The sequence below is a fragment of the Deefgea tanakiae genome (assembly GCF_019665765.1).
GTDB lineage: Bacteria > Pseudomonadota > Gammaproteobacteria > Burkholderiales > Chitinibacteraceae > Deefgea > Deefgea tanakiae.
Genome location: NZ_CP081150.1, coordinates 2065650 through 2083412, shown reverse-complemented (window position 1 = coordinate 2083412; position 17763 = coordinate 2065650). Strand labels below are relative to the sequence as shown.

Below are 17763 nucleotides of genomic sequence, written 5' to 3'. Positions count from 1 at the left end.
TATTTCTTCGGATCACACATTGCATCCTGTTTATTTATTACTCTACAGTCACGCTTTTCGCAAGGTTTCTTGGTTTGTCGACGTCGGTTCCTTTGCGGCATGCGGTGTGGTAGGCCAAGAATTGCAGTGGCAATGTGAATACAATCGGTGCGAGTGGTCCGGTAATACTGGGGAGCGTGATGGTGTGTTGGCAATAGGGAAATGCGGCTTCGCAACCCGGTTCAGCTATCAAAAATATTTTGCCTCCACGTGCTTCGACTTCACGCAGATTGGATAGTAATTTATCGAATAGCTCATCATTGGCAGCGCAAACAATCACTGGCATGTGTTCATCAACCAGTGCGAGTGGGCCGTGTTTCAGTTCTCCTGCGGCGTAGCCTTCGGCGTGGATATAGGCGATTTCTTTGAGTTTGAGTGCGCCTTCTAGTGCAATTGGGAAGAGCGTATGGCGCCCAAGGAATAGGGCGTGGTCATAGTGGCTGAGTAGATGAGACCATTCTTCGATTTGGGTTTCTAGCGGGAACACATCATTAAATATTGCGGGCAAGCGCGGTAACCAGTTAGCGAGCTCTGCGAGTGCTTCTGATGTCAAGGTTTGCCGGCTTTGCGCTAGTGCGCCGGCTAGTGTAAACAGCGCGGCTAATTGCGTGGTGAATGCTTTGGTGGATGCGACCCCGATTTCGATTCCGGCATGAGTCAAGCTCACTAGATCCGCTTCACGGGTGAGGGTTGAGTGAGCGACATTACAAAGTGCCAATACATTGACTTGGCCACGTTCTTTGGCTGAGCGTAGGGCGGCCAACAGATCAGCTGTTTCGCCTGATTGTGAAATCGCTACGATCAGAGTGCCATCTTGTTCTCGGCCGCTGCGGTAGCGGTATTCACTCGCAATATCGACGCTGACGGGTAATCCGGTGTATTCCTCTATCCAGTAGCGCGCCACCAATCCGGCGTGATAACTAGAGCCACACGCCACAATGCGTACTGCTGTGGTTTTGCTAAAAATATCGGTGGCATTGTTGCCAAACAGCTCTGGCGCAAAACCTTGCTTGAGGGCTGCAGCGAGTGTGTCCGCCAGCGCGGTTGGTTGGGCAAAAATTTCTTTTTGCATGTAGTGGCGATAGGGGCCCAGATCAGCTGAATCAGTGACAACGTCTAATGTACGGGCAGGGCGAGTGACGCTATTGCCGTTGATGTCGAAAATCTGCAAGGCAGCACGCTGCACAACGGCGAGATCACCTTCTTCTAGGTAAATCATGCGCTGTGTCAGTGGTAACAGTGCCGCAATATCAGAGGCAAAAAATTGCTCCCCAAAGCCTAGTCCCAACACTAAAGGGCTACCTTGACGTGCGCAGATGAGTAAGTTGGGTTCGTGAAGACAACTGACACCAATCGCAAAGGCACCGCGTAAGCGTGGTATCGCCGCTTGAACTGCGGCTTGCAGATTTGCGCTGCGCTGATATTCAAAATGAATCAGATGGGCAATGGCTTCGGTATCGGTTTCTGAACTAAACACATAGCCAGCTGCTTGCAGCTCGAGTTTTAATTCGGCATGATTTTCGATGATTCCATTGTGCACCACCATGATCGAGTCACCGCCTAGATGCGGATGTGCGTTGGCTTCGGAAGGAATCCCGTGAGTAGCCCAGCGCGTGTGTGCGATACCGCTGGTACCGTTGCTGTTTTCGCAGCGCGCTGCCAAATCAGCAACACGACCCGCGACGCGGATTCGATCTAGTTGCTGGTTACCGTTTAAGGCGATGCCACTGGAGTCGTAACCACGATATTCGAGTCGAGCTAATCCAGCTAATAGCATAGGTACTACATTGCGATCTGATACCGCGCCAACAATTCCGCACATAAATAGATTCCTCGTAATGGTGCATTGCATCATCGCAATGTAGAAGAAATACATCGTCTTGTCGCTACTCAAATACCCGCATTACCGTTTGACGGATTCCGCTACCAAGCCTGATTTTGCTCACTAAAGTAAAGCAATACCGCATTCTGCGTGGGGGTTGTATGACAATTCAGTTACTTTCAATGGGAGTGATAGGGGTGCGATTGCTGGATTGTATTTTGACGTCGAGTGCGACTCATCCTGATGAACTTGCCGACCAAATTGTGAATGAAATCAATCACTATTTGGTTAAAGCACCATTGAGTGAAAAACCACTTTTATTTCACCTGGCTTGTGAGGTACATGAGGCATTGAGCGATCGTTTTGGGCGGGTTGATTCTTTGCAAGTGCGTAGGGACGTTGCCAATATGATGGGCTTATTGATTTATCGCGCTCGGATGACGGCTAATCAGAGTCGCTAATTTTTCACTTTTTTGCCGATGCATCGCCCCAACTCACTTGGGGCGATTTTTTTGTGCAGTTTATTTTACATTTCGCAGACTGAAATACTGAAAATCGATTTTTTCGCTTATCCTAGCGATACTTTTTTACAGGGTAAGCAATACATGAAAAATAAAACTGCTGATTTAATCGAGCCATTGATTGCATTAGCTGCAATTTGCCTTTTATCGCTCACTATTTTTGCAATTATCAAGCCCTTTCTTGCTGCGACATTGTGGGCAGGGATTTTGGTGCTATCGACTTGGAAACCCTATCTAAAATTGGTTGCGTTGTATAAAGGCCGGCGCGCTTTGGCCGCGCTGACCATGATGGCCGTTTTTGGTGGGTTTTTCTTAGTGCCAGTCATTTTTGCAGCCAGCGAATTTGCGTCTGTAGTGTCTGTGTGGGGTATGCAAGTCAAGGATTCATTTACTCATGGCTGGCCAAAGTTACCTGAATGGTTGACGAGTATTCCTTTGGCTGGGGCTAATATTGAGCAATTCTGGCTCAAGCTTGGCGATAGAGATTCGGAAACTTTACAAACGATACGCAGTTATATTGCACCCGCATCGCAAATTCTATTAATGCTGGTCACTGAGATTGGTAGTGGCATGATGCTATTGGCGATGAGTTTGTTTATTGCCTTTTTTATCTATCTCGATGGTGAGGATTTACTTGCTTGGATTCATGGCTTCATGGCGCGTATAGCGGGTGAGCGCAGTATAGAATTATTGGCCGTATCTCTGAGCTCAACCAAAGGTGTGGTTTATGGCTTTATGGGGACCGCAATGGCACAGGCCGTATTGGCTTGGTTTGCGTATTTAATTGCCGGTGTTCCTAATGCAACTACGCTTGGATTCGCTAGTTTTATTCTAGCCTTGTTGCCGGGGGGGCCTGTATTGCTGGGTTTACCTGCTGCGGCTTGGCTTTACCATCAAGGCGATGTGGGCTGGTCTATTTTCATGGTGCTATGGATGTTGCTAGTCGTTAGCTCTGCGGATAATGTGATTAAGCCTTTACTGATTGGTAAAGGTAGCCGTTTACCATTTATTCTGATTTTATTTGGTGTATTGGGTGGCGCACTAGCTTTTGGAATGTTGGGCGTATTTATCGGCCCAGTGCTACTAACCGTATTTTATGAATTGGCACGTAGCTGGATTTTCCCCTCAAATTCATTGCCATCAACAGACTCGACAAACAGCGATGAGGTCAGTAACTGATTTTGGCGGATTTCTGCAATTTTGAAAAAGCCGCTATGTTGATTCATAGCGGCTTTTTTGCGTGCACATTCAATCAATAAGTAAGGCTTCAAATCACAAAGCCCAAACTAAGATGGCTTGGGCTTTGCACAGTGCGGGTCTTGTTTTGAATTAGAGTTTGAACTTTTGAACTAGCGAGGCTAGTTGCCCTGATACGACTTTAATGGATTGTGCTGCGCCAACGGTTCCCTGTGCTGCAGACATAGTGCCGTTCGAAGACTGTGCTACTTCGTCGACGTCATTTCGAATCGCCATACTGGATGTCACTTGCTCGGCCAAGGAATTACCAATTTGGCCGACCACTGCAGCTGTGGCTTCTGTTTCTTGGCGGATTGCTTTGACGGCCTCTCCACCTTCTTTAGCTTGGCGGATACCTTCTTTGAGCTGAACTACCATTTCATCCATGCGAGTTTTGGCGTTTTGCCCACTCCCTTGAACAGCTGTGATGGTTAGGCCAATTTCTTGGGTTGCTGAGCTGGTGCGTTCGGCAAGTTTGCGTACTTCATCAGCCACCACCGCAAAACCACGGCCCATATCACCAGCGCGAGCAGCTTCAATTGCGGCATTGAGCGCCAATAAGTTCGTTTGGTCTGCCACATCACGAATCACCGCAATGACGGCTGAAATGCTGGTTACGCGTTGTGCCAAATCATCAATACTGCTTTGTGTGTCGCCAACGGCTTGCTCAATATCGGCAAATCGTTTGACCGCAGATGAAAGCACATTCAAGCCTTTTGCTGAGATTTCTGTAGCTGATTCACTTTGTTGGCGTGCGGTATTGGCTTGGGCCTCTGCTGCACGAGTCTGATCGGCGAACACTTCGGCGGTATGGGCAATGCGGCTAGCGGCGTTGCCTTGCGCTTCAATCAAGCGATTGCTGTCTTGTGCCCGTGATACGATGTCATCACTGGTGTGGTGCAGGGTATTGACGGCCTGAGTGAGTTGCGACATGACGGTGCGTAATGATTCACGCATCCGAATCACCGAGCCAAAAATACTTTGCGGTGATGCCGAGCCAATTTGGGTGGTGTCTTGTAAATTACCATCAGCAACGCTTTGTACTAGTTTTAGTACGTCAGCAGGCTCGCCACCTAAATCATTCAAAATACGGCGCACGGTAGTGAGCATAAAGAAGCCAACGATGCCCGCTACAATTAAGCAGACGAGAACTTGCCAGCGCGCATTACTCCAAAATCGAGCATCGGCTTCAGCTGAGCTAACACCATTACCGACAATCCAGCCCCAACGTGGTGTTTTTTGTGCCACAGAGAGAAGTTCAACGACTTTGCCATCACGCTCAGAAGTCCAAGGATAAGATGTCAGTGCGCCCCCTGATTTTTGTAATGCTGCGACTGCGATTGCGCCTACGCTGCCGCCTTTGGCATCTTTAAATTCATTAAAGCTTGTGCCGTGCAGTTGTGGGTCAAGTGGCGTAGCGACGAAGTTAAGTTTTTCGTCGGTTACGTAAACGTATTCGGATTTATGGTATTTATTTTCTCGTAAAATTTGAGTCGCGATTTCTTTGGCCTGCTCATCCGTGAGTTTGCCGCTAGCGGCTAGGTTTTCTAACTGAGCAATAGATAAATAAGTGCTTCGGAGTAACTGCTCAATGCGGGCTTGGTTATCTGAGGCACTCATATCCCGCATTGTGCTAAGACCAACGAGCATGACGCCTATTAGTGAAATGAGTACAGCGATGGAAAGCGTCCATGCTTTAAATTTTAATGTCATTGCTTGCTCCAGATATCAAATATCAAGGTATTTATAGCCCGCATTATGCCTTGAATATTAGAGTTCAATTATACCTTTTCCCAGATAGTTCACTTTCCCACTGACGTGTACTTGTAGTTGTAGATCAACTTTGACATTAATAATAGACAAGCGACTGATTAATTTCTGAATTGTATGACCCTGTTCAATTTTGAAACTCAGTGGTGTTTTTGCACCAGTTGCTATTAAGTAACTAGCAATATTGGCGGCAGCAATACCAGAGCCAAAATCCTCAATGATTTGAAATGGATCTGCACTAAAACAGCGCAGCGTAACTAGATCGTGCTCGATACTCCAAATTGTTGCTTGCACTAATGATTTAGGGCTTGCTAAACAATGGGTTAGTAGTGCGGGGTGCGGCTTGGCTTGCAAAACACTTTGTCTGGATCGCACTTGAATCATTAATTGTTCAAGTCCACTGTCGACAAATAAAATCGGATTAATAATGTCTTTGGCACTGATGTCGAGTGCTTGCGCAACGTCTAGGTGACCTCGATCGCAGGGGCGGGTACTGCCCGCAGGGCAAATGATTACGCTGCTTTCGCTTGCATACTCCACCGTGGTGGGGCCAGCTTCGGTCGTGATTATTGCTGATTTAAAGCTTGAGTCTTGATGATGCAGTAGCGCAGCAACACCAAGCAAAGCACGCCCCGAAGTGGGTAATTCGTGCTGCGGGGTAAAGCACATTAGCCTGCGATCATTTGCGCTAAAAAAAGCCACTTCAACACCGCCCATTTGATACGCAAGTGCTTGGCAAGTATCTTGATTTGGTAATGCATCGCAATTAAATACAATTAGCGGATCGCCCGAGCGGGGTTTCTCGGCAAAAACATTGAAAATATGAAAGTTAAATTGTGGCATTTAGCAATCGCCCAGAAAGAAAAGGTGGCTGCCACATAATGGGGCAGAAAACGGCATAGTTTGGTAAAATGCCGACAATATATTGTCTTGAACTTCTATTTGTTGGACTGCCCCATGCCTGTGAACTTACCTATTGCTGAGAAAGACCAGCCCCTAAAGCGGGATCTTGATCTCCTTGCTGCCTTGTTGTCTGACACGATTCGTGAACAGGCAGGTGCTGCGACTGCTGAACAAATTGAAGCGATTCGCCAATTGGCTTTTCGTTATGTACAAGGCCATGAGCCGGAAGCGGGTAAAGCGTTGGCACGCTCTTTGGCTATTTTGGATATGCCAACGACGATGGCATTGGTTCGTGCATTTAGCTACTTCTCGCATTTATCCAATATAGCAGAGGATTTGCATCACAATCGTCGCCGTCGTGCGCACAAGATTTCCGGATCGAAAGCGCAGCGTGGCAGTATCTCGGCGGTGATTGATGATTTGATTGCACGCGATGTTAAACCATCTGAAATGTTGGCATTATTGGGTGATACGCTTATCGCGCCAGTGATGACTGCGCATCCAACTGAAGTAAAACGCAAGACCATTTTGAATTGCCACAATGCTTTGGCTGAATTGCTCACTGAGCGCGACCGTAGCCAAATGACACCAGAAGAAACTCGGGCGAATCAAGAAGCCATGGAACGTGTGATGCTCACACTATGGCAAACGCGTGAAGTGCGTACCGTTAAATTGACAGTACAAGATGAAATCGAAAACGGATCAACCTTTTTCCGCAATACCTTCTTGCATGAAATTCCGCGTCTGTACCAAGATTTGGAAGACAAATTTTCTGAGATGAATGGCGAAGCTATTCAATTGCCTAACTTTATTCAGGTGGGTAGCTGGATTGGTGGTGATCGCGACGGTAACCCGAATGTGACTGCAGATGTGATGCGCTACGCGGTTTCACGTCAAGCTGGCGTTGCACTTGATCATTACTATCAGCAGTGCTTAAAGCTCGAAGGCGAATTATCAATGTCGACTCGCTTGGTCGCTGTTGACCAAGCCTTGTCAGAGCTCGCGGCGACGGCAGTTGAAGATCAAACGCGTAAAGATGGCGAGCCGTATCGACTTGCGGTTTCTGCGATTGCATCACGTATTTTTGCAACGGCTTTAGAAATCGGCACCTTCCATCATGAATTGCACGATGTGGCCCATGCTGCAGCATATAAGAATGTAGAAGAGCTTTCTGCTGATTTAGCCGTTATTGCGAATTCATTGAAGGCGCATGGTGCAGCAAAATTGGCTAATGGCCGTTTACGCCGTTTGCAACGCGCAGTGTCGGTGTTTGGCTTCTTCTTGGCGCCAGTTGATATGCGCCAAAACTCAGCGATTCATGAAAAAATGATCAATGAGTTATTCCAGCAAGCAGGTCTTGAGGAGTACAGTAAGCTCGATGAGCAGTCACGTCGTACTGTGCTACTGCGCGAGTTGGCTAGTCCGCGGCCATTGATTTGTCCATACGATGTTGCGTATAGCCCAGAAGTGCAGCAAGAATTAGACATCCTTCATGCGGCTGCCGAGTTGCAAGCTCGTTACGGTGAAGCAGTGCTGCCAAACTATATTATTTCTAACTGTGAGTCCGTTTCGGATATGTTGGAAGTGGCTGTCTTGCTTAATGATGTTGGCCTTGTGTCTTTAGCGCCGCAAGTACGCAGCAAAGTTAATATCATCCCATTGTTTGAAACCACACCTGATTTGCGTAATAGCGGCAAGATCATGGGTGAAATGTTCGCACTGACTCAATGGTGTCAGCTTTTGAATTGTCGTAACCATGTGCAAGAAGTGATGTTGGGCTATTCGGATTCGAATAAAGAGGGCGGTTACCTCACTTCGAACTGGGAGCTTTATAAGGCCGAGTTGACTTTGGTCGATGTCTTTACGGCTGCGGGCATTAAATTACGCTTATTCCATGGTCGTGGTGGTACGGTTGGTCGTGGTGGTGGCCCAGCTTATGATGCTATCTTGGCGCAACCTGCAGGCTCAGTGAATGGTCAAATTCGCATTACCGAACAAGGTGAAGTGATCACTGCAAAGTATGCTGATCGCGAAGTGGGTCGTCGTAATTTGGAAATTTTGGTCGCAGCAACTTTAGATGCTAGCTTCCAACCTGCGATTGTTGAGACCGATGAAGTCTTGGCGCGCCGTGCTTTAATGGAGCGTTTGTCGACGCGTGCTTATCAGTTCTATCGTGATTTGGTATACGCAACGCCTGATTTCATTACCTATTTCCTTGAGGCAACGCCAATTAAGGAAATTCCAAATCTAAATATCGGTTCTCGTCCAGCTGCTCGTAAAAACACAACTAGTATTGGTGATTTGCGTGCGATTCCTTGGGTGTTCTCTTGGTCGCAATGTCGTTTGATGTTGCCGGGCTGGTATGGTTTTGGCACTGCGATTGCTGAGTATTTGGCAGAAACCGGCGATGACGGTTTAGCCTTGTTGCGTGATTTGTATGCAGATTGGTCATTCTTGCAAGTGACGATTTCGAATATGGAAATGGTCTTGGCCAAATCGGATATTGCGATTGCCGAACGTTATTCGGAATTGGTGCAAGATCAAGCCGTTGCTGCACGTATTTTCGGTCGCATTAAAGCGGAATGGCAACGTTCAGTTGATGCAGTGTTGGCAATTACTGGCCATGAGCAATTATTGGGTGATAATCCAACCTTGGCACGCAGCCTAGATAATCGTTTACCTTATCTTGACCCACTGAATCATTTGCAAGTTGAGTTGCTCAAGCGCATTCGCGGTGGTGATGATTCGGAAGAACTTCGTCACGCAGTGCATTTGACGATTAACGGCGTTTCAGCAGGTTTACGCAACAGCGGCTAAACACACCTTCTGCAACCAAAAGGACGCCACCATGAGCCCATTGAAGCAAGTTATTGCCAGCGGGATTGTGGTGGCGTTGTTTTATGCACCGAATGCGTATGCCGCGCTGCCTAGCCACTTTGGAGATAAAGTCGAAGCGGCCTTAGCTTGCCGGAGTGATTGGTCTACTGCATGGTGGCGTGATTATTTTCGTAAATACTTAGATGCGCCCATTCGAGTCTGGGGTGAGGCTGAGTGGTTCAATGGAAAAAATGCTCAGTTAGCAGGTAATCAAGCCCAAGAAGTCTTTGTTAATACGCCTGAGTCGGGTGCACTGATGGTGGGTGTTTTAATCAATTCACCAGTTGATACCGTACGGAAAAATATTGAGTCTCGCCTAGGTTTCACTTTTGTAGAGTTACCCGGCCCTTATCCACGCTACCTATCAAAATTTGGTAGTGTCTTGGTGCGTGTCTCAGAAGAACAGACCAAGTGGTATTGTGCGCGTTGGAATTTAGGCAATCGCCCTTAAAGTAAATTCAATCGTCATTAACAACTAATACCAGTTGCTGACATTATGACGAGTCCATTTTTCTCTAATTACTTCCTTCCTTTCAAAATTTAAAATTACACAAATATAATGTTTTGTTATTTTTCCGTAATTTAACGCCGAAAATTTGCAGATCGTGAGTTTCCTTCCTGTCGCTAAAGTGTAAAAAAATTGTGTAGTAGTTCACAAAAAATTACTAAATGCACAGTTGGGTTATTACATAATTAAAGCCTAATGCTGTGTTGCACAATTTATTTCTGCTGATTGAATCTATTATTGTTAGGTTATGCTTTGGTTTTGTTGCGGCGCAGCATTTATTTTTTTTCGATTAATGTAGTAAGTCATTTGACTACATTTTCTGAAAAAGGTGACTCTATTTTTATTGAAAAAGACGCTTGACAATAAAATTCCAATATTGATTAATAGAGTTCAACGGGACCGAGAATATAATTTCGGACTGTTACAACACCAAAAAAGATGAATTTATTACTTAATTCTTACTCTTTGGATGTTGGGGCAAGACCAGTCGCACTGCGCGGGTAAAGCCAAAAATAAAGAGGATGGAGACTGTGCCGCAAGGCATGTAGCAAACAAACCCTGACGGATAATGATGATCGGGGTTGAGAGGACGACGTGTTGTATGTAGTTGTAGTAAAAAGCCCTGACGGATTGTGATGATTGGGGTAGAGAGGATGACGTGTTTGACTGAAATAGCAGTAATATAAATCCTGGCAGATTGTTACGACTGGGATGAGAGAGGAAGACGCAGTACAGTAATAGCCCATTAAAAAGTGCCGAGCCCAAGTAGCTCGACGATGCTCGGTACTCAAACACTGGCATCATTCAGTATCGAATTGATGACCATCAGCCCTTCCAAATTTTGGAAGGGCTTTTTATTTTCTAGTCCTGATAAATTAGGGGATAATCGCGTTTTGCTTTGTTGCGAACTGCTATGCCTGTTTCTACATCCTCTAGCTCATCTTTAACCGCTTTGAATACCTTGGGATTAAAAGCGGTTGCTCGACACATTTTGTACCTGACTGAGCCAACTCAAATTAAGCAATGGCGCGCTGATCCACTGTATTCGCAGACCTCGTGGCTGGTGCTGGGTGGCGGAAGTAATTTGGTAATGTCCGAATACATTGATAAAACGGTGCTGCAAGTCGGTTTGCAAGGAAAAAAATTGCTGCGCGAGGATGGTGGGGCTTGGTACGTCGCCGCGGCAGGTGGTGAAGCGTGGCATCCGTTTGTGCAATGGACGTTAGCGCAGGGCTGGGGCGGACTCGAGAATTTGTCGTTGATTCCCGGCACCGTCGGCGCTGCGCCTGTGCAAAATATTGGTGCGTATGGTATTGAGATCAAAGATGTATTTGAACAACTGACGGCGATTCATTTGCAGACGGGTGAACAGCGTGTGTTTACTTTGGCCGATTGCCAATTTGCCTATCGTGATAGCGTCTTTAAGCAGGCTGAGGCAGGGCAATGGGTCATTGTTGAGGTTGTCTTTCGCTTAGCAAAAAATCACCAAACTAAGACCCAATATGGCGATATTGAGCGTGAATTACTGAGTCTAAATATGGGCAATACGCCCACTGCAGTCGCACAGGCGGTCATCAACGTAAGGCAACGAAAATTGCCCGATCCAGCGCAGATTGGTAATGCTGGTAGTTATTTCAAAAATCCGATTGTGAGTCCAGCAATCCACCAAGCCGTGATGGTTGCCTATCCGAATGCAGTCGCTTACGCACTGGAGGATGGGCAATACAAATTTGCTGCGGGTTGGTTGATTGAGCAAGCGGGATGGAAAGGAAAACGCTTTGGGCCCGTTGGCATGTATGAAAAACAGGCTTTAGTTTTGGTTAACCATGGTGAGGCAACTGCGGCAGATGTTTTGGCCTTGGAAAAAGCAGTTCAAGCGGATGTTCATGCGATGTTCGGAATTATACTAGAAGCCGAGCCCGTGAAGTGGTAGGTATTTGACTCTAGCCATTATTATTCAATGGCTAGAGTCAAATACATCGTATTGCTTAAGCAAGTGCGCTGAGCAATTTATCGTGAATCCCGCCAAAGCCGCCATTACTCATGATCAGAATCTGATCTCCACTTTGGGCTGTGGCGCATATTTGATTAATTAAGTCATCTAACTGCGTAAAGCTTTGCGCTTTGTCGCCCAGTTCGGCGAGTGCTTCTGCGGGATCCCAGCCTAAATTCGCGCCGTAGCAAAAGACTAAATCTGCTTCAAGCAAACTACCTGCCAACGCCGCTTTCATCGTTCCGAGTTTCATCGTGTTTGAACGCGGTTCAAGAACGGCAAGAATTCTTGCCTTACCGACTTTGGCGCGCAATCCTGCCACTGTAGTTGCGATAGCGGTTGGGTGATGAGCAAAGTCGTCATACACGGTAATGTCGTTCACGCAGCCTTTAACTTCCATGCGACGTTTAACATTGGCAAATTGGCCCAAGGCTTCAATGGCGACTGCGGGTGTCACACCGACATGTCGCGCTGCAGCGATGGCCGCCAGTGCATTGTGTGCGTTGTGTTCCCCCATCAATGACCAAACTAAACGCCCCTGTGCTTGACCATCTAACAGCACTTCAAAGCCATCGGCATAAATAGTGCCTGTTTGCCATCCAGTACCTAGATCGCCCGCAAAGTTTTCAACCTCGCTCCAGCAACCCTTCGCTAATACGCGCTGTAAACTAGTTTCACGGCCATTGGCAATTATTCGGCCTTGACTTGGAACGGTTCGAACGAGGTGATGAAACTGGGTTTCAATCGCTAGCAAATCAGCAAAAATATCGGCGTGATCAAATTCAAGATTATTCAGCACTGCCGTGCGCGGGCGGTAATGGACAAATTTACTGCGTTTATCAAAAAATGCCGTGTCGTATTCATCGGCTTCAATGACAAAAAATGGCGAAGTGCTGTTTGCGTCTTGGCGCGGCGTTTGCGGTAGGCGTGCTGAAACCCCAAAGTTTTCCGGAATGCCGCCCACTAAGAAGCCAGGTGCGAGTCCAGCGTATTCTAAAATCCACGCCAACATGCCCGTCGTGGTTGTCTTGCCATGCGTACCCGCAATGGCGAGCACCCATTTATCATGGAGAATCTGCTCACCTAGCCATTGCGGGCCAGATGTATAAGGCAGCCCTGCATTCAAAATCGCTTCCATCAGCGGCATACCCCGCTTGACGACATTACCAATGACGAACAAATCGGGTTTGAGGCTGAGTTGTTCTTCGCCAAAGCCTTCGATCAATTCGATACCGAGTGCTTCAAGTTGAGTTGACATCGGCGGGTAAACATTGGCATCGCAGCCAGTGACCGTATGGCCTGCCGCCCGTGCCAGCGCGGCAATGCCACCCATAAATGTGCCGCAGATACCAAGAATATGAATGTGCATAGAAAGTTTGACCGTGTAGCAGAAAAAGAAAGACAGTTTTGTTAAATTTGGCGCTTATTTGACCAAGTGACTTGCGAAATATCCACATGTCCTTACAATTGAGCCAAATAGTATAACTAACAATTAGGCTTGAATTCCATGACTATGTCCACCCCTGTGAATCCGGTGGAAATTGCCCGTATTGCTTTGAAGCGGCTCACTGAGCGCGGTTTACCACCGACACCAGACAATTACTCCCAATTTTATAATGCAATTCTAACGATCAAAGCGCCAGAAACCAAAACGGCGACCGAGATGCAGTTGGCGTGGCAGGTTTTATATAAACTCGACGATGCTGTGGCCGATACGTCGGAACTGACTTCAAGTTTATTGGATAATTTGGCGGGCTCAACAGCTGTGTTTGAGCAAAAACTCGGTGATTTAAAACAAGTTCGTCAAGCCCATGCAGAAAAGAGCGTGAGCGCAGAAGAGACGCATGCCTCGCTCGAAGACATGCTCAATGTGGTAATAAGCACGACGCATAATGTGCACTCGACGGTGACGACGTCACACAGCGATTTGCAGACGATTCGTGATTCAATTCGCCATATCGAAGAAGACCTCGCGTTTAATCGTAAAGTGCTTGAGCAAGACGCGCTGACTGGTGCATTGAATCGCCAAGGTTTGGATCATTTGCTATTGCGTGAAGTGAAGCGCGCGCAGCGGATTGATGGTCGTTTAACGGCTGCGATTATTGATTTGGATGACTTCAAACAGATCAACGATAAATTTACTCATTTGGTCGGCGATCAAGTTCTAATTCATGTGACGAATTTAACCAAAGCCGTTTTACGCGAGTCTGATATTCTGGTTCGCTACGGTGGTGAAGAGTTTTTGTTGCTGCTGGTTGATACCGATATTCGTGGCGCGAGTTACGTGATTGATCGATTGAAACTCGTTGCTGGTCGTACGCCATTTATTCATCACAATCAACGAATTGAAGTGCGTTTTTCAGCGGGGATTGCACAGCTTAAAGATGATGAAAATGGCCGCGCATTACTACTGCGTGCCGATGAAGCTTTGTACCGTGCGAAGCAGGGCGGGCGCGGTAAAACTGAAATCGCAGAATAATAACTTAAATCAACCGCCCTGACCGGCGGTTTTTTTACGGCGCAGCGTTTAGCCAAAGTGCTTGATAGCCATTGCTCAGCACTAAACCGGCAAAGTAGAGGTAAAGCAGTGCTGATATTACATGGCAGCCCTGTTTAAAACGATTCCCCATCGTTTTGCCTCCTTGATGACTGGCACAAACAATACCTAGCGTCCAAGCAATCCCACCCATAAAAAAGCCGATTAAAAACTCACTGGTACTGAGCAACGATCCGTCTGTGGCTTGCGCTATGAGCGAGCCACCAACCGCGGCAAACCATAAAATAGACGTGGGCGAGGCCATAGCTAAAACAAGGCCACGGCCAAATAAATGATGCTTGGCGGGAAGTGGCGGATGGCTGGTTTCTGCACGCTGCGCGTCTTGCAAAGCTTCACGCGCCATTTTCCACGCCAGCCAAACCAATAGCGTGCCGCCACCTAGCCAGGTGATCCATTGCACGCTAGGAAACTGCAGCAGATAGCGCATTCCGAGCAAGGCCAAAACTGCGTAGATTAAATCGCCAAAACAAGAGCCAAATCCCAACAGAAATCCGGCACGACGGCCATGTTTCATGGTCAAGTCGATCATGGCTACATTGACCATGCCAATATCAAGACAGAGGGAGATAGAGAGTAAAAAACCAGTGATGAATGTTTCCATCACTGGATCTTAAGATAAAAGGCGCTTAGCTTACATTGGGGAAGTTGGCAGTTGTGATATGAAAGCTTAGTTTCGCCAAAATGCGGTCGTGAACAAAATTAAGACCGAGAAAATTTCTAGTCGTCCTAATAGCATCGTAAAGCTACAGACCCAAGTTTGAAAGTCGGTCAAGCCACCGTAATTGCTGGCAGGACCTACTTGTCCTAAGCCAGGGCCAGCATTATTGATACAGGCAATAATCGCGCTAAAACTGGAAATGAAATCCATGCCAGACAGTAAAAGCGTAAAGGTAAGCACTACGATGCTGGTGAAATACAAAAAGATAAATCCCATCACCGAGGCCAAAATATTGGTAGGAATAATCTGACCGTTAACGCGTAAAGGGTGGATGCCTTGCGGGTGCAAGAGCAATGACATTTGCCGACCCACTTCACGGGTTTGAATGATGGTGCGAATCATCTTGATCCCACCCCCAGTTGAGCCTGCGCAGGCAGTAATGCAGGAGAGCAGCAGCATCACCAAGGGCGCAAAGATAGGCCATTGCCCAAAATCAACACTGGCAAAGCCGCAGTCAGTGGCGATAGAAATCAGATTGAACGAAACGTGGCGTAATGAAGTCAGAAAATCGGGGTAGGTTTTTTGCCAGAGCAGAAAAAAACTAAGCCCAATAATGCTACTGAAAATCAGCAAAAGCATCGCTTTGAATTCAGAATCATGCCAATAAACCGAGAGTTTTCGCCCTGACAGTGCAAAGTAATGGGTCGCAAAATTGGTCGCCGCTAACAGCATAAACACCATCAAAATGACTTCAATGAGTGGCGAATTGAAAAATCCCACGCTGGCATCGTGCGTTGAAAAACCACCTAAGCACATCGCGGCAAAGGCGTGGCAAACGGCGTCAAGCCAAGACATACCGCCCACCCAGCGCAATAACAAAGCACAAATCACGGTGAGACCAGCATAAATGAGCCAAAGATTTCGCGCGGTTTCATGGATGCGGGGTGTGAGTTTGCTGTCTTTAATCGGTCCAGGCGTTTCGGCTTTGAATAACTGCATACCCCCTACACCTAATAGCGGGAAGATAGCTACTGCTAATACGATGATACCCATACCCCCTATCCAATTAAGTAAATGCCGCCATAAGTTAATCGACGCCGGTAGATGGTCTAGCCCCGTCATCACCGTTGCACCCGTAGTCGAAAGGGCAGACATCGTTTCGAAATAAGCATTGGTAAAAGACATGCTGCGATCAAACAGCATGAGTGGTACTGCAGCGACAGCGGGTAGCGCCGTCCACAAGCCAACCACCAAAATGAAACCATCACGTGGCAATAATTCGCGGCGGTAATTGCGAGTGAGTAGCCAAAGCGCGGCACTAAATATTTGCAGGCCAATCAAGGCGTCGATAAATGGCCATAAACCCGCATCGTTATTCCACCAAGCGACAATAATCGGCACAATGATGCTGAGCGAAAACAGCATTGAAACGCGTGCGACGACGTTGACAGTAGGAAGTAATTTTTGAGTGAGCTGCATTTAGAAAAAACCTACTGAAACGGCGAATAATTTTTCGACATCACGAATGTGGCGTTTATTGTCGATAAACAGAATGACGTGATCATCACTTTGAATCACCGTATCATGATGGGCGATCATCACTTTATTGCCTCGAACGACAGCAGCTAAATCGGCGCCTTGCGGAAGTTTAATTTCATCAAGTTGACGTCCAACCACTTTCGACGTATCACGCGTACCATGGGCGATCAATTCGATTGCTTCGGCCTCTCCACGCCTTAGGCTATGCACTGCGGCGATATCACCTTGGCGAACGTGAGCCAGCAAGGCGCCAATCGTCACTTGTGCCGGTGATAAAGCCACATCAATTTTGCCACCTTGCAACAAATCAACGTAGCGTGAACGATTAATGATCGAAACAACACGACGGGCACCCATTTGTTTCGCTAATAGTGAAGACATAATGTTGTCTTCGTCATCCGAAGTCAGTGCAAGTAGTAAATCACAGCGGTCGATTTGCTCGTTTTCGAGTAGGTCTTCATCGGTGGCTTCGCCGTGTAAGACCAGTGTGTTGGGCAAATGCTCGGCCAACCAATTGGCCCGCTCTTTATTGTGTTCAACCAGCTTTACTTGATAGCGTTTTTCAATTTGTCGAGCAAGTCGGTAGCCAACATTGCCGCCGCCGCAGATCGTAATTCGTTTGACCTGTTTTTGATTGCTACAGAATTCGCTTACCACACGCTGTACATGTTCGGTTGCGGCGAGGAAAAACACTTCATCGCCGACTTGTAAATCCACGATGCCATCAGGGCGGATGCGTTTATTTTTCCGGTAAATTGAAACGACGCGGCATTCAATTTTTTCCAGATACAATGCCAGAGTTGCAAGATCTTTCCCGTCCATATGTGCGCCAGCTTCAACGCGAACGGCAATCATTTTGGCCTTGCCAGCCGCAAACTCTAATACTTGCAATGCTTCAGGAATTTCAAGCAGGCTAACTAAATAATCAGTGACAATCTGCGCGGGCGTAATGACGTGATTAATCGCGAACCCGCCTTCAGTAAATAGGCTAGGGTATTCCAAAATATCTTGATCGCGGATACGGGCAAGGCGAGTTGGTACATTGAATAAATCATGCGCTATCTTGCAGGCAACGATATTCACTTCGTCGTAGGGCGTCACTGCGAGGAGTAGATCTGCATCTTGAATGCCAGCAGCAATCAGGGTTTTTGGATTGTTAGCTAAGCCAACCAGCGTGCGCAAATCAAGCCGATCAGCCAATGGTTTTAGTAAACTAGCATCGTTATCAACGATGGTGACGTTATAGCGTTCATGCACTAGTTGTTCGGCGACTGATGAGCCAACCCGACCCGCACCTAAAATTAAAATATTGGGCAAGATAGACCTCTCAGTAGTTTTCG

General features: G+C 47.1%; 13 protein-coding genes. 6 read left to right on the top strand and 7 right to left on the bottom strand.

The window, feature by feature from the left end:
• Window positions 1-37: 37 nt before the first annotated feature.
• On the bottom strand, window positions 38-1861 hold the full coding sequence (gene glmS, locus K4H28_RS09775; protein ID WP_221005024.1) for a glutamine--fructose-6-phosphate transaminase (isomerizing): 1824 nt from the start codon (window positions 1859-1861) through the stop codon (window positions 38-40).
• A 161-nt stretch (window positions 1862-2022) separates the two neighbouring features.
• Here glmS and K4H28_RS09770 point away from each other — a divergent pair, with 161 nt between their 5' ends.
• Both K4H28_RS09770 and K4H28_RS09765 read left to right on the top strand, forming a co-directional pair.
• Window positions 2023-2322, top strand: a complete 300-nt coding sequence (locus K4H28_RS09770) for a hypothetical protein (protein ID WP_221005023.1) — start codon at window positions 2023-2025, stop codon at window positions 2320-2322.
• Window positions 2323-2466: 144 nt separating this feature from the next.
• The gene (locus tag K4H28_RS09765) at window positions 2467-3561 is read left to right on the top strand and encodes an AI-2E family transporter (RefSeq protein WP_221005022.1); all 1095 of its coding nucleotides are present in this window, start codon (window positions 2467-2469) and stop codon (window positions 3559-3561) included.
• Between the two features lie 150 nt (window positions 3562-3711).
• Here the strand turns inward: K4H28_RS09765 and K4H28_RS09760 are convergent, their stop codons facing one another.
• Both K4H28_RS09760 and K4H28_RS09755 read right to left on the bottom strand, forming a co-directional pair.
• Entirely contained in the window at window positions 3712-5331 is a 1620-nt protein-coding gene (locus K4H28_RS09760) for a methyl-accepting chemotaxis protein (RefSeq protein ID WP_221005021.1), read from the bottom strand.
• A gap of 57 nt (window positions 5332-5388) precedes the next feature.
• Window positions 5389-6231, bottom strand: coding sequence for a PhzF family phenazine biosynthesis protein (locus K4H28_RS09755; RefSeq protein ID WP_221005020.1), 843 nt, complete (start codon window positions 6229-6231; stop codon window positions 5389-5391).
• 114 nt (window positions 6232-6345) lie between these two features.
• On the opposite strand from K4H28_RS09755, the gene ppc reads away from it, so the two are divergent.
• From ppc to murB, 3 genes are all read left to right on the top strand, one after another.
• Window positions 6346-9108, top strand: coding sequence for a phosphoenolpyruvate carboxylase (gene ppc / locus K4H28_RS09750; RefSeq protein WP_221005019.1), 2763 nt, complete (start codon window positions 6346-6348; stop codon window positions 9106-9108).
• 31 nt (window positions 9109-9139) lie between these two features.
• Window positions 9140-9619 carry a hypothetical protein gene (locus tag K4H28_RS09745; protein WP_221005018.1) on the top strand — a complete coding sequence of 160 codons (480 nt, stop codon included), beginning with the start codon at window positions 9140-9142 and terminating at the stop codon, window positions 9617-9619.
• Window positions 9620-10589: 970 nt separating this feature from the next.
• Window positions 10590-11609, top strand: coding sequence for a UDP-N-acetylmuramate dehydrogenase (gene murB, locus K4H28_RS09740; RefSeq protein ID WP_221005017.1), 1020 nt, complete (start codon window positions 10590-10592; stop codon window positions 11607-11609).
• Between the two features lie 55 nt (window positions 11610-11664).
• Here the strand turns inward: murB and mpl are convergent, their stop codons facing one another.
• Window positions 11665-13038, bottom strand: coding sequence for a UDP-N-acetylmuramate:L-alanyl-gamma-D-glutamyl-meso-diaminopimelate ligase (gene mpl, locus K4H28_RS09735; RefSeq protein ID WP_221005016.1), 1374 nt, complete (start codon window positions 13036-13038; stop codon window positions 11665-11667).
• Window positions 13039-13176: 138 nt separating this feature from the next.
• Between mpl and K4H28_RS09730 the strand changes: the two genes are divergently transcribed.
• Window positions 13177-14148, top strand: coding sequence for a GGDEF domain-containing protein (locus K4H28_RS09730; protein WP_221005015.1), 972 nt, complete (start codon window positions 13177-13179; stop codon window positions 14146-14148).
• A gap of 34 nt (window positions 14149-14182) precedes the next feature.
• Here K4H28_RS09730 and K4H28_RS09725 read toward each other — a convergent pair whose 3' ends face one another.
• The 3 genes from K4H28_RS09725 to trkA form a co-directional block, all read right to left on the bottom strand.
• Complete coding sequence (locus tag K4H28_RS09725) at window positions 14183-14827, bottom strand: LysE family translocator (protein ID WP_221005014.1); 645 nt, start codon at window positions 14825-14827, stop codon at window positions 14183-14185.
• 66 nt (window positions 14828-14893) lie between these two features.
• Complete coding sequence (locus K4H28_RS09720; protein WP_221005013.1) at window positions 14894-16363, bottom strand: TrkH family potassium uptake protein; 1470 nt, start codon at window positions 16361-16363, stop codon at window positions 14894-14896.
• On the bottom strand, window positions 16364-17740 hold the full coding sequence (trkA, locus tag K4H28_RS09715) for a Trk system potassium transporter TrkA (RefSeq protein WP_221005012.1): 1377 nt from the start codon (window positions 17738-17740) through the stop codon (window positions 16364-16366).
• Window positions 17741-17763: the final 23 nt, after the last annotated feature.